The following is an 11,207-nucleotide window of genomic DNA, read 5'->3' as shown; positions in this document are numbered from 1 at the left end:
GCGGCGTCGCAGAGGTGACCGAGCGTCGAGGCTCGGCGACGGGCGCTGCGGGAGAGAGGTTGTCGCGGCGCTGACGGCGACGTCGTCGCTCGCGCCGACCGGCGCTCACGAGCCGGGGCCGCGCGCGGGTGCCTCGACGAGGACGTCGGCGCCGGAACGCTCGAAGCCGAGGCGGCGGTAGGTCGCCACGGCGCGGACGTTGTCGGACTCGACGTAGAGGTCGACGTCGCGCACCCCGCGGCCGGCCAGGTGGTGCAGACCGGCCAGGGTGACGAGGTGGCCGAGGCCGCGGCCCTGCGCCGGGGGGTCGACGGCGACGACGTAGACCTCCCCGCGCGGGCCGGCCTCCTCGGGGCGCGGCGACGGCGTCGTCTTGGTCCAGTGCGAGGCGAGGAGCTCCCCGCTCGAGGTGTCCTCGACGAGCAGGAGGCCCGCCGGGTCGAACCACGGCTCGCGCTCGCGGGCGAGGACGTCGTCGAGGGTCATGGAGCCCTGCTCCGGGTGGCTCGCGAAGGCGCGGGCGTTGACGGCGAGCCAGGCCTCCTCGTCCTCGCCGGGCCGGAAGGCGCGCACCCGCGTGCCGGGCACCTCGGGCAGGGCCGGCAGCGTGCCCAGCCTCGTGTGCAGGGTGAGCAGCTCGCGGACGCGGCGCAGGCCCAGGTCCTCGGCGAGGTGGCGGGCCGCCGGCAGGTCGCCGTGCATCCAGAGCCGCAGCGCGCGGGGCCCGCGCGCCGCGAGCGCCGCCTCGACGAGCGCCCGCCCGCTCCCCCGGCCGCGGGCGTCCGGGGCGACGACGAGCTCGCCGACCAGGGCCGCGGCTCCCGCGGGGTCGTCCGACGGCACGAGGCTGCCGTAGCCGACGACCTGCTCGTCCGCGACGGCGAGCAGGTGCGTCTGCGCCGCGGCGCCCGCCGTGAGCTGCAGCACGCCCTGCTCGGAGACCGGCGGCGTCCCGTCCGCCCGCTCGGCGGCGGCCAGGAGCCCTCGGACCTGCGTCGTCTCCGCCGGCGTCAGCCGCGGACGTCGCTCGACGACCGCTGGCCCTCGGTGGTCGGGTCGGCGGGGGCTGGGCACGCCCGCGACCCTAGGGGCGGGCGGCCCGCGGAGGCCCGGCGACGCGGCCCTGCGGCCTGGTGCGGGGCGGCTCACGCCTCGACGGGCTCGTCCTCTCGGCGCTCGCGGGAGGGCGGGACGAAGCGGTAGCCGACGTTGCGGACCGTGCCGATGAGCTGCTCGTGGTCGGCGCCCAGCTTGGCGCGCAGACGGCGGACGTGGACGTCGACGGTCCGGGTCCCGCCGAAGTAGTCGTACCCCCAGACCTCCTGCAGCAGCTGGGCCCGGGTGAAGACCCGACCGGGGTGCTGCGCCAGGTGCTTGAGCAGCTCGAACTCCTTGTAGGTGAGGTCGAGCACCCGGCCGCGGACCCGCGCGGTGTAGGTGGCCTCCTCGATGACGACGTCCCCGGCGCGGATCTCCTCGGTCTCGTCGGTGGACACGTCGGCCAGGCGCGCCCGCCCGGCCGCCAGGCGCAGCCGTGCCTCGACCTCGGCGGGGCCGGCGAGGTCGAGGACGACGTCGTCGGCGCCCCAGTCGGCGGCGACGGCCGCCAGGCCACCCTCGGTGAGCACGAGGAGCAGGGGGCAGGACACGCCGGTGCTGCGCAGCAGCCGCGTCAGGGAGCGGGCGGCGGCGAGCTCGCGCCGCCCGTCGACGAGGACGGCGTCCGCCGCGGGGGCGTCGACGAGCACGGCGGGCTCGGCCGGCAGCACGCGCACGTGGTGGGCGAGCAGGCCGAGGGCGGGCAGCACCTCCGAGGAGGGCGCGAGGGCGTTCGTCAGGAGCAGCAGCTGCGCCACCGTCGACCTCCCCTCGCGCCGTCCGGACGGTCTGCCCCGGACTGGTTGCCCCTGCCTCTGCCGCAGGCGGTCGACGCCCGGCCCCGGCCAGCGGCAGCACGGCGGGGTGAGCGCTGCGCAGAGGATAGGGGAGCCGGTGCCCGGGCCCGAGGACTGTGCGCGCGGCGCCCGCTCGACGACGAGGGCCGACGACGAGGGCCGAGGGCGAGGGCCGGCGACCGCACGGGCGGGCGGGTCCCTTCTGCCAGGATGGGAGAGGTGAGGAGACGTCGGTCGTGAGCCGGGTCGTGCCCGCCGCGGCGGGGACGGCCTCGTGCGTGCTGCTCGCCGCCGCCGCCCTCGGCCTCCCGGTGCTCCTGGCCCCCGTCGTCGCCGTGACGGGGCTCACGCTGGCGTGGGGCTGGCCGCGGCTGCTCGCCGTGCCCGCCGAGCAGGGCACGAGCGTCGTCGTCGCCGTCTGCGCGCTCGGGGCCGTGGCCGCCGTCGTGGTGGGCGACCGGGCCGACGGCCTTCTGGGGCCCGGCCTGCTGCCCGCGGGTGCCGGGGTCCTCGCGGTGCTGGGCCTCGCCGTGGTCGCGGCCTTCGGCCACCAGGTGCTGCGCTCGGACGGGCGTCCTCGGCTGGCGGAGTCGGTCGCCGCCACCGTCGCCGGGTCGGCCCTCGCCGTCCTGGCCTCCGGCTGGCTCGCGGCGGGGCTCCTGCAGCCGGCGGCCGTGCTCGTCGGCGCCGCGGCGACCACCGCCGCGCTCGCGGCGTGCGCCCTGCCCTGGCCGCAGCGCCTCACGGCCGCGGTGGGGCTGCCGGCGGCGGCCGCCGCCGGGGCGCTCGTCGCGGGCCTGCTCGAGGGGGTGTCCGCCCTCGCCGGTGCCCTCGCCGGTCTCGCGGTCGGAGCGGTCGTCGCCGCCGTCGACCGGCTGCTCGTGGCGCTGCCGCGCGCGGCCACCAGGCGGCGCGCGGCCGTCGTCGGCCTCGCGGCGGTCGCCCTGGTCGCCGTCCCCGTGCACCTGCTGGCCCTGGTGCTCGGGCCGTGAGCCCCACGCTGACCGGGACCGCCCGGGTCCTCGCCGTCTGCGGCGACGGGACCTGCCGGGCGGCGACGCTCGAGCGGCTCCTCGCGCCGGCTCTGGGCCCAGGCGTCGAGGTCGTCGCGGTCGGCCTGCGGGCCGCCCCCGGGGCCGCCATCACGCCCGGGGCCGTCGGGCCGGTGCTGGAGCACGGCGGCTCGGTCGACGGCTTCGCCGCCCGCCGCCTCGTCCCCGCCGACGCCCTCGGCGCCGACCTCGTGCTGGCGCTCTCGCGCGCGCACGCCGCCGACGTCGTGCGGACGGCGCCCCGCGCGGCCCGGTGGACCTTCACCCTGCGCGAGCTCGCCCGGCTGCTGGAGGGCGCCAGGGTGGCCGGCCGCGACCCCGCCGCCCGGGTCCGGGCCGCCGCGGGCACGGCCGCCCGCCGCCGCGCCGACGTCGGGCCGCCCCGCCGCCCCGAGGACGAGGACGTCCCCGACCCCTCCGACGGCCCCGCGGGCGGCTTCGCCGACAGCGCCGCCGTCGTCGCCAGTGCCGTCGCCGTGCTGGCCCGGGTGCTCGGGCCGGCCCCGGCCAGGTCCGCCGCCACCACCGCCCCCACCCCGATCGCCCCCACCACGACCGGCACCATCACCGACGCCGGTCGGCCCCGGCCGCGGAGCAGCTGAGCGGTGCGCGCCGTCGCGGGGACGCCCGCGGCCACCGCCCCTGGGCCGGGGGTCGGGCCGGAGCCGTCGCTGCGCCGTCTCCTCGAGCGCGGTCGGCGCGTCTTCACCGGCTGCGTCGCGCTCGTGCTGCTCGGCGGCGTGCTGTTCGCCCTCGCCGCGTCGGCCCTGACGCCGTCGCCGACCGCCGCGTGGCCGCTCGCCGGCGCCGTGCTCGTCGCGGTGCTGCTCGCCCTGGTGCTCGGGCACCTGCTCGCGCGCCTGCCGGTGGCGGTGCCGCTCTGGGCCTCGTTGCTCACCTGCGTCGCCCTGCCGGCTCTCGTGGCGCAGGGGTCCCCCGAGCAGCTCGAGGGGTCGCTGCGCGTGCTCCCGACCCCCGCCTCGGCGACGCTCTGGCTCGTCGCGGGCACCCGCGGGCCGGTGGGTCGTGTCCTGGTGCGGGCCGCGGCCGCCGGGGCGCTGGGGCTGGGGCTGGCGTCGGCGTCCGCCGCCCTCGCGGGCGTCGGCGCCCTCGACCTCGTCGGGCCGGCGGTGACCGCGCTGCTCGCCGTCGGCACGCTCGTCGTCGCCGAGCGCAGCGCCGCCCAGGCCGAGCAGGCCGTGCAGCTGCGGCGCGCGGCGTCGGTGGACCTGCAGGTGGCCCGCCGGGCCGCCGCGGCCCGGCGCCGGCTGGACGCCCGCCTGCACGACGTCGTGCTGGGCGCCCTGGCCGCCCTCGTCGACGCCGACGCGGCTCGCGCCCCCGCCGTCCGCGAGCTCGCCGCCGAGGCCCTGGCCCACCTCGTCGAGTCCGAGCCCGCCGGCTCGCGAGCCCGCGGGACGGGGCCCGTGCCTGGGTCGCCCGTGCCTGGGGTGCCGGTGCCTGGGCCGCCGGTGCCTGGGTCGTCCGTGCCAGGGCCGCCGGTCGTGGGCACCGGCCCGGGGGCCGGTCTCGCGCCGACCGGGGCCGACCCGGCGTGCGAGCTGCGGGAAGGGCTGCGGCGGCTCGCCACGCGCATCGGGGGCGAAGGCGTGCGCGTCGAGCTCCGTCGGGCGGCCGCCCGCAGCCGCGCGGTCGACGCCGGCCCGACGGTGGAGGCGGTCGCCGTCCTCGGCGCCCACCAGCTGGAGGCGCTGCTGGGCGCGGCGGGCGAGGCGCTGCGCAACGTCGTCCGGCACGCCCGCACCGACTCAGCCCTCGTCGTCTGGTCCCTCGGGCCGGACGGGGCCCGGGTGCTCGTGGTCGACGCGGGCGCCGGCTTCGACCCGCAGGCCGTGGCCCCCAGCTCCTTCGGGCTGGAGCGCTCGGTGCACGAGCGGCTGGCCGAGGTCGGCGGCACCTCCTACCTCCGCTCGCGGCCTGGTCGCGGGACCCTGCTCGCGCTGTCCGTGCCCGGGAGCGGGAGCGGGACCGGTGCGGTGCCGGGCGCGCGGACCGGCGCGGGGACGGCGTGAGCGTGCTGCCGGCGGCCCGGCCCGCCGCGGACGAGGTGGGGTCCGCTCTGCCCTCCTCCGTGCCGTGGTGGCGCGTCGGCCTCGGCGACGCCGTCTTCGACGGCCGCCGCCTGCTGCTCGTCGTCGTCGCCCTCCTGGCGGTGCAGGCGGGCCTGCGGGTCGCCCTCGCCGCGCCGGGGACCTTCAGCTCCCGCCCCGCGGCGTGGCTGGCGGTGGCCCTCCTCGTGGTCGTGCCCGGTGCGCTCGTCCTCGCCAGCGGGCGGACGCGCGCGGCGTCCTCCGGGCTCGCCGTGGTCGCCACGGCGAGCGCCGTCCTGGGCGCCGACGTGCTGGTGCTCGCCCTGACAGCCGGCTCGCAGGTGTACGGCGAGGGCCTGTTCACCGTCACCGGCGGCGGGCTCGCCGTCCTCGCCCTCGCGGCCGTCCGGCCGCTGGGCGTCGTCGTGGGCGTCGGTGCCCTGCACACGCTGCTGGTGCTCGCCGGCTCCTTCGTGCACTCCCCGCAGGTGCCGGTGCTGTCCCTGGCCCGAGGGCTGGAGGTCGCGCTGGCGGCCGCCGCCCCGGTGGTCGCCTCCGCCGCCTACCTCCTCCTCGTGGCACAGCTCACCCAGGCCCGGCGCCTGGCGAGGAAGCAGGCCGAGGCCGAGGAGGTGGAGCGGCGGGCCACCGCCGCCGAGGAGGTCGAGCGGGTCGCCCGGCTCGCCGCCGCGCGCCGGGAGGTCGGCCCGCTGCTGGAGCGCGTCGTCGCGGGGGCCGCCCTGCCGCTGGGTGCCGCCGACGCCGAGCGCGCGGCGGCCGCCTCGCGCCGGCTGCGGGCCCACCTGCTCCGCCGCACGAGCCGCACGTGGCTCGACGAGGCCCTGGCGGACGACCCGGTCGACGCCGTCCCCGCCGGGGCGCCGGGCGCGCGCCTGCCGGCCCCGCCGGCCGTCGTGCGCGCCGTCGCGGGGCCCGTGGAGGGCGCGCCCGCCGGGGCCGCCGCCCCCGACGGGCTCGGGGCGGGCCGCCGGGAGGCGCTGCTGGCCCTCGTGCGGCTGTGCCGGGCCCACGGCGGCGAGGTGACGGTGACGTTGCTGCCCGGCAGCGCGGTGCTCGCGGTGCGCGACGCCGGCCCCCTGCTGCAGGACCCGCTCGCCGAGCAGCTCGTGCTCGACCTGGCGGCCGCCGGCTGGATCCGCGAGGGGGACGGCGTGAGCGTCCTGGAGGTCGTCGGTGACCTGGCCGAGGCGCCGGACGCGACGGCGAGGACGCCGTGAGCCCACCCATCGGGCCCCCGCGCCCCGGCGGCCGCGTCCGCGTCGCGGTCGTCGACGACCACCCCGTCATCCTCGACGGCGTGGCCGCCTGGTGCGCCTCTGCCGGCGAGGACGTCCGGCTGGTCGGCACCTACCTCGACGTCGCGTCCTTGCGGGCCGACCCCGAGCACCCGGTGGACGTGGTCGTCCTCGACCTGCGCCTGGACGACGAGTCCTCGCCCCCGGCCACGGTGGCCGGGCTGGTCGCCGAGGGGTGCGCCGTGGTCGTCATGAGCGCCGACGCCGAGCCCGTGTCGGTCAAGGGGGCCGTCGAGGCGGGGGCGCTGTCCTACGTGCCGAAGGTCAGCGGCCGCGCCGACCTGATCGCGGCGGTGCGGGCGGCCGCCCGCGGGGAGTCCCACGTGACGCCCGAGCTGGCGGAGGTGCTCGCGGGCGGGGACGGGTGGCGACCGGCGCTGAGCCCGCAGGAGAGCCGCGCGCTGGTCCTGTTCGGCTCGGGCCTGCTGCTGCGCACCGTGGCGCGGCAGATGGGCGTGGGCGAGCCGACCGTGCGCACCTACCTGCAGCGGGCGCGACGCAAGTACGCCGAGCGCGGCGTGCGGATCGAGGGCCGCGTCGACTGGTACGAGGTGGGCCAGCGTGACGGGTGGGTCCGCGAGGTGGGGCCTCCCGGCCAGGGGTGAGGCCAGGAGTGGGGCCAGGAGTGGGGCCAGGGGGCCAGAAGGGGCCCGGGGAGGGAACACCGGGGGAGGCGGGGACGCTGCCCCGGGCATGACGGCGACCACGGGGCAGGGCCTGCAGGCGCAGCCGTCGGCCGGCACGGCGACGGCCGACGTCCCGGCGGCGCCGCCCTCACCTCTGCTGCAGCGGCCCGGCGCGGTCGCGGCCGAGGGCGTCGACGCCGGCACGGCGTGGCACTACGGAGACCCCGTCCGCGAGCAGCGGCTGCTCGCCCAGGGCCTCGCGCTCGTCGACCTCTCCACCCGCGGGGTGCTCCGGGTCGAGGGGGCGGACCGGCGCACGTGGCTGCACTCGCTGACGACGCAGTCGCTCGGCGACCTCCCGCCGCGCACGAGCGCCGAGTCCCTGCTGCTGAGCCCCAAGGGGCACGTCGAGCACGCCCTGCACCTGGTCGACGACGGCGAGGCCACGTGGGTCACCGTCGAGCCGGGCGCGCAGCAGGAGGTCCTCGCCTTCCTGGACCGGATGCGCTTCATGCTGCGCGTCGAGGTGGCGGACGTCACCGACGCCGTGGCCGTCGTCGGCGAGCCCGTCGCCCGCGAGAGCGTGGACGGCGAGCCGCTGGCGTGGGTGGACACGTGGCCGGCGACGGCGCCCGGCGGCGTCGCCTACGCCGACGTCGCCGACGACGAGCACCCCGGCGCGGGCCGCCCGTGGCGGGAGGTGCTCGTGCCGCGTCAGGAGCTCGCGACGTTCGTCGCCGACCGCGACCTCGCCGGCACGTGGGCGGCCGAGGCGCTGCGGGTGGAGGCGTGGCGGCCGCGGGCCGGCGCCGAGACCGACCACCGCACCATCCCCCACGAGCTCGACTGGCTGCGGACGGCCGTCCACCTGCGCAAGGGCTGCTACCGGGGCCAGGAGACCGTCGCACGGGTGCACAATCTCGGCCGGCCCCCGCGGCGGCTGGTCGCGCTGCACCTCGACGGCTCGGGGCACGAGCTGCCGCCGGCCGGCGCCGCCCTCCACGTGCGGGGCGAGGACGGCACGCCCGGGCGGTCGGTGGGGGCGGTCACGTCGTCGGCGCGCCACCACGAGCTCGGGCCGGTCGCTCTCGCCGTCGTCAAGCGGTCGACGCCCCCGGGGGACGTGCTGCTGGCCGAGGTGCCCTCCGGCGGTGCCGTCACCGCGGCCCAGGAGGTCGTCGTCCGGCCCTGACCCGCCGCGGGGCACCCGGGGCCGTCCTGCGCCGAGGACCCCGTGTGCACGCGCTGCTCGCCCTATCGTCACCCCGTGGTCATCGCCGTGGTGCTCTCGGCGCTGGTGGCGGCGACCGTCCTGTCCCTGCTGCGCCCCGGGGCGCTGGCCGTGCTCGTGGTGGCGGCCGCCGGGGTGGCCTGGTGGCTCGTCAACGGCCCGGTCGAGGGCGCCGTCCTCCTCGTCGTCACGCGCACCAACGGGTTGACCGTCGCCGACCTCCTCGTGCCTCCGCTGCTGGCCGTGGCGGTCGCCGCCGCCGTCGTCGACCGCCGGTCCCACGACCGCGGAGGACGCCGACGTGGCGTGCCGCTGACGCGCAGGTAGCCTTCGCCCATGGACGTCGAGAACATCAACCTCGTGGCCCTCGAGGTGTTCTTCACCTCGCTGCTGGTCCTCTCGTCGGTCGTCATCGGCTGGTTCTCCGTCTACGTCCTGTACAAGCTCTTCACCGGCCAGCGCTGAGGCGGCCCACGTCGCCGCGGCCCCCGTCGCCGCGGCTCTGACCTGGTCGGCCCGTCCGACCGCTGGAGGCCTCGACCGTGCCCTACGAGATCCGCGCCGACCTGCCGGCCTCGCTCGTCCCGATCGCCTGGATGGAGGGGCGGTGGGAGGGCGCCGGCGTCGCCGGCCACCCCGGCGCCCCCGAGCGTCGTTTCGGCCAGGAGGTCGTGCTCGAGCACGACGGCGACGGCGGGCTGACCTACCGCTCGCAGACGTGGCTGCTCGACGAGGACGGGTCGCCCACCGAGCCGATGGGCGCCGAGCTCGGCGTCTGGCGGACGGGTGAGGACGGCAGCGGTGGCGTCCAGGTCGAGCTGCTGCTGGCCCAGCCCGAGGGCGCCGTCGAGATCTACCTCGGCCGCGCCACGGGTACCAAGATCGAGCTGGCCACCGACCTCGTGGCCCGCACGTCGACGTCGACCGGCAGCTACTCCAGCGCCCAGCGGATCTACGGCCAGGTCGAGGGCGACCTGCTGTGGGCGCTGGACGTCGCCACCGGCACGGGGACCATGCGCTCGGTCGCCTCGGCGAGGCTCAAGAAGGTCTGATGCGCCGGGTCGTCGGGTGGGTGGTCCTGCTCGGTGTCCTCGCCCTGCTGGCGGCGGGGCTGTGGGTGTACTCCCGCGGGTACGTCGCCTACACGGCGCTGCGCGACGTGCGGGACGGCGTGCCGGCGGTGGCGGACGCCGTCGTGCGCGCAGACCCCGAGCGGCTCGACGCCGCCGCGGCCGAGGTCCGTGCGGACGCCCGGCGGGCGCGCGAGGCCACCGAGGACCCGCTGTGGCAGCTGGCCGCACGCTTCCCGTGGGGCGGGGAGAACCTGGCGGCCCTGACGACGGCGTCCCGGGCGACCGACGACCTCGCCCAGCAGGGCCTCGGTGCCCTCGGCGCCCTCGTGGAGGACGTCGACGACGTCCGCGACGCCCTCACCTCCGGCGGCGGTCTCGACCTGGGCGCCCTGCGCTCGGCGGTCACGTCGCTCGAGGCCGCCCGCGACGCCTTCGACGACGCCAGGGCCCAGATCGAGGGCATCGACGGCGAGCACCTGCTGCCCCAGGTCGAGGCCGGCCGCGACGAGCTGGCCCGCTCCCTCGACCTGGTGCAGCAGGCCGAGGACCTCCTCGGCCAGGTCGAGCTGCCCGGCGCCGGCGCGCTCGCCGACCTCGGCGGTGGCCGCGTGCCCTCGCTGGAGGACCTCCGCGGCGCCGAGGGCGACCTGGTGCCGGACGAGGTCGAGCGGCGGCTGCGGGAGCTGGCCGGGCAGCTGCCCGACGACGTCCTGCCCGAGGGGCTGCTCGACCGGGTGCTGCCCGGCGAGGGCTGACGGCCGGCGCGGGCCGACGGTCAGCACGCACCGGCCGTCAGCGACCTGACGAGCCGGCACGCGCCCGCTCGGGGGACCAGCGCTGCCGGCGCCGCTCAGGAGCGGTCGGACGACCCGCCGGTCCCGGCCTCGTCGGCGAGGGTGCGGACCGCCTCGCCCGCCGCCTGCGCGGTCTCACCGGCGCTCTCGGCGCTCTCGGCGGCTGCTGCGCGGGCTGCCTCGGCGCGACGCCGGGCCACGCTCGTCGTCGCCCGGGCCGACCCCGACGGCGACCGGCGCCGGGCCGAGCCGGCACGAGGGGCCTGCTCGGCCGTGCCCGACGTCGAGCCCGCGGCGGTCCCGGCGCTCTCGGGGTCGTTGTCGGGGGTGCCGGACGTGCTGGCGTCCTTGGTGCCGCGACTGCTGCCCGAGCCCTTCGCCGTGCCGCTGGTGCCCTTCGTCGTGCCGCTGGTGCCCTTGGCCGCGCTGCCGGTGCCCTTGGCCGCGCTGCCGGTGTCCCCGGTCGCGCCCCCGGAGCCCTTGGTGGCGCTGCTGGTGCCCTTGGAGTCACTGCCGGTGCCCGTCCGCCGCCGGGCGGTGCCGGCCGTCGTCCGGGTCGAGCCCGTCGCGCGGGCACCGCCGCCCCTCGCGCCAGAGGTCCCGGCCGTGCCGGGGCTGCTGCTCGTACCACCCCCCGCCGTGGACGTCGGGCGGCGGCTCGCCTCCGCCTCTGGCGGCTCCGGGGCGACGGCTTCGGCCGCCGCGGCCCGCGCCTGCCGGGCAGCGGCGCCGGCGGTGTCCTCGGCGCCGGCCCGGGCCGTGCGAGCAGCGCGCCGACCCTTGTCCAGGGTGACCCCCGCCTGTTCGGCGACGCCCGCCGCGACGTCTCCCGCCGAGGACCGCTCGACGACGCGGCGCCCCCGGGCGGTGAGGCCGTCGACGACGCCCTGGGTGCGGCTGGCCGCCTCCAGGCCCTTCGCGACGGCCGTCGTCGGGGCCGCCTGCAGACGGTTGGCCGCGGCGCGGACCTCCCCGAGGTAGTCGCGGCCGAGCACCTCCTCGCGACGGGTGCGGGCCCTGGCGTGCAGGTCCTTGGCCTGCTCGGCCGCGGCGTCGGCGGCACCGACCAGGGTGTAGCCGAGGTCGGTGGCGGTCTTGCGCAGGTCGTGGGTGAGAGCCACGGCGGGTCCTTCCGAGGTGCGGCTGGGCCGGTCAGGGGGGAGGGGCTG

At 79.1% G+C, this 11,207-nt stretch carries 13 protein-coding genes; 10 read left to right on the top strand and 3 right to left on the bottom strand.

From position 1 onward, the window contains the following. Window positions 1-105: 105 nt before the first annotated feature. Both mshD and WDV86_RS00770 read right to left on the bottom strand, forming a co-directional pair. Window positions 106-1,074: a mycothiol synthase gene (gene mshD, locus WDV86_RS00775; RefSeq protein WP_339565682.1), complete on the bottom strand. Its 969-nt coding sequence runs from the start codon at window positions 1,072-1,074 to the stop codon at window positions 106-108. A 71-nt stretch (window positions 1,075-1,145) separates the two neighbouring features. Beyond that, window positions 1,146-1,856 carry a winged helix-turn-helix transcriptional regulator gene (locus tag WDV86_RS00770; RefSeq protein WP_339565681.1) on the bottom strand — a complete coding sequence of 237 codons (711 nt, stop codon included), beginning with the start codon at window positions 1,854-1,856 and terminating at the stop codon, window positions 1,146-1,148. A 275-nt stretch (window positions 1,857-2,131) separates the two neighbouring features. Here WDV86_RS00770 and WDV86_RS00765 point away from each other — a divergent pair, with 275 nt between their 5' ends. From WDV86_RS00765 to WDV86_RS00720, 10 genes are all read left to right on the top strand, one after another. Beyond that, on the top strand, window positions 2,132-2,887 hold the full coding sequence (locus tag WDV86_RS00765) for a hypothetical protein (RefSeq protein ID WP_339565680.1): 756 nt from the start codon (window positions 2,132-2,134) through the stop codon (window positions 2,885-2,887). Then, window positions 2,884-3,549, top strand: a complete 666-nt coding sequence (locus WDV86_RS00760; protein ID WP_339565679.1) for an arsenate reductase/protein-tyrosine-phosphatase family protein — start codon at window positions 2,884-2,886, stop codon at window positions 3,547-3,549. The genes WDV86_RS00765 and WDV86_RS00760 overlap by 4 nt, the downstream gene beginning before the upstream one ends. Before the next feature lie 3 nt (window positions 3,550-3,552). Beyond that, entirely contained in the window at window positions 3,553-4,980 is a 1,428-nt protein-coding gene (locus tag WDV86_RS00755; RefSeq protein ID WP_339565678.1) for a sensor histidine kinase, read from the top strand. Continuing rightward, window positions 4,977-6,236: a hypothetical protein gene (locus tag WDV86_RS00750; RefSeq protein ID WP_339565677.1), complete on the top strand. Its 1,260-nt coding sequence runs from the start codon at window positions 4,977-4,979 to the stop codon at window positions 6,234-6,236. Before WDV86_RS00755 ends, WDV86_RS00750 begins: the two co-directional genes overlap by 4 nt. Beyond that, window positions 6,233-6,919, top strand: a complete 687-nt coding sequence (locus WDV86_RS00745; protein WP_339565676.1) for a response regulator transcription factor — start codon at window positions 6,233-6,235, stop codon at window positions 6,917-6,919. The genes WDV86_RS00750 and WDV86_RS00745 overlap by 4 nt, the downstream gene beginning before the upstream one ends. Before the next feature lie 88 nt (window positions 6,920-7,007). Next, window positions 7,008-8,132: a CAF17-like 4Fe-4S cluster assembly/insertion protein YgfZ gene (gene ygfZ, locus WDV86_RS00740; RefSeq protein WP_339565675.1), complete on the top strand. Its 1,125-nt coding sequence runs from the start codon at window positions 7,008-7,010 to the stop codon at window positions 8,130-8,132. Between the two features lie 75 nt (window positions 8,133-8,207). Then, window positions 8,208-8,498, top strand: coding sequence for a hypothetical protein (locus WDV86_RS00735; RefSeq protein ID WP_339565674.1), 291 nt, complete (start codon window positions 8,208-8,210; stop codon window positions 8,496-8,498). A 9-nt stretch (window positions 8,499-8,507) separates the two neighbouring features. After that, window positions 8,508-8,636, top strand: coding sequence for a hypothetical protein (locus WDV86_RS00730; RefSeq protein ID WP_339565673.1), 129 nt, complete (start codon window positions 8,508-8,510; stop codon window positions 8,634-8,636). A gap of 77 nt (window positions 8,637-8,713) precedes the next feature. Further along, window positions 8,714-9,223, top strand: a complete 510-nt coding sequence (locus WDV86_RS00725) for an FABP family protein (RefSeq protein ID WP_339565672.1) — start codon at window positions 8,714-8,716, stop codon at window positions 9,221-9,223. Further along, on the top strand, window positions 9,223-9,999 hold the full coding sequence (locus tag WDV86_RS00720) for a hypothetical protein (RefSeq protein ID WP_339565671.1): 777 nt from the start codon (window positions 9,223-9,225) through the stop codon (window positions 9,997-9,999). The genes WDV86_RS00725 and WDV86_RS00720 overlap by 1 nt, the downstream gene beginning before the upstream one ends. A gap of 95 nt (window positions 10,000-10,094) precedes the next feature. Here the strand turns inward: WDV86_RS00720 and WDV86_RS00715 are convergent, their stop codons facing one another. After that, entirely contained in the window at window positions 10,095-11,159 is a 1,065-nt protein-coding gene (locus WDV86_RS00715) for a hypothetical protein (protein ID WP_339565670.1), read from the bottom strand. Between the last annotated feature and the right edge of the window lie 48 nt (window positions 11,160-11,207).

It is taken from the genome of Pseudokineococcus sp. 1T1Z-3 (assembly GCF_037482365.1).
Classification (GTDB): domain Bacteria; phylum Actinomycetota; class Actinomycetes; order Actinomycetales; family Quadrisphaeraceae; genus Pseudokineococcus.
Note: the sequence above shows the minus strand (reverse complement) of the source record. Positions and strands in the feature narration are given on the sequence as shown.

Excerpts from the sequence above, each read along its gene's own strand:
- ygfZ (WP_339565675.1), top strand. The coding sequence starts at position 7,008 with ATGACGGCGACCACGGGGCAGGGCCTGCAGGCGCAGCCGTCGGCCGGC.
- WDV86_RS00730 (WP_339565673.1), top strand. The coding sequence starts at position 8,508 with ATGGACGTCGAGAACATCAACCTCGTGGCCCTCGAGGTGTTCTTCACC.
- WDV86_RS00720 (WP_339565671.1), top strand. The coding sequence starts at position 9,223 with ATGCGCCGGGTCGTCGGGTGGGTGGTCCTGCTCGGTGTCCTCGCCCTG.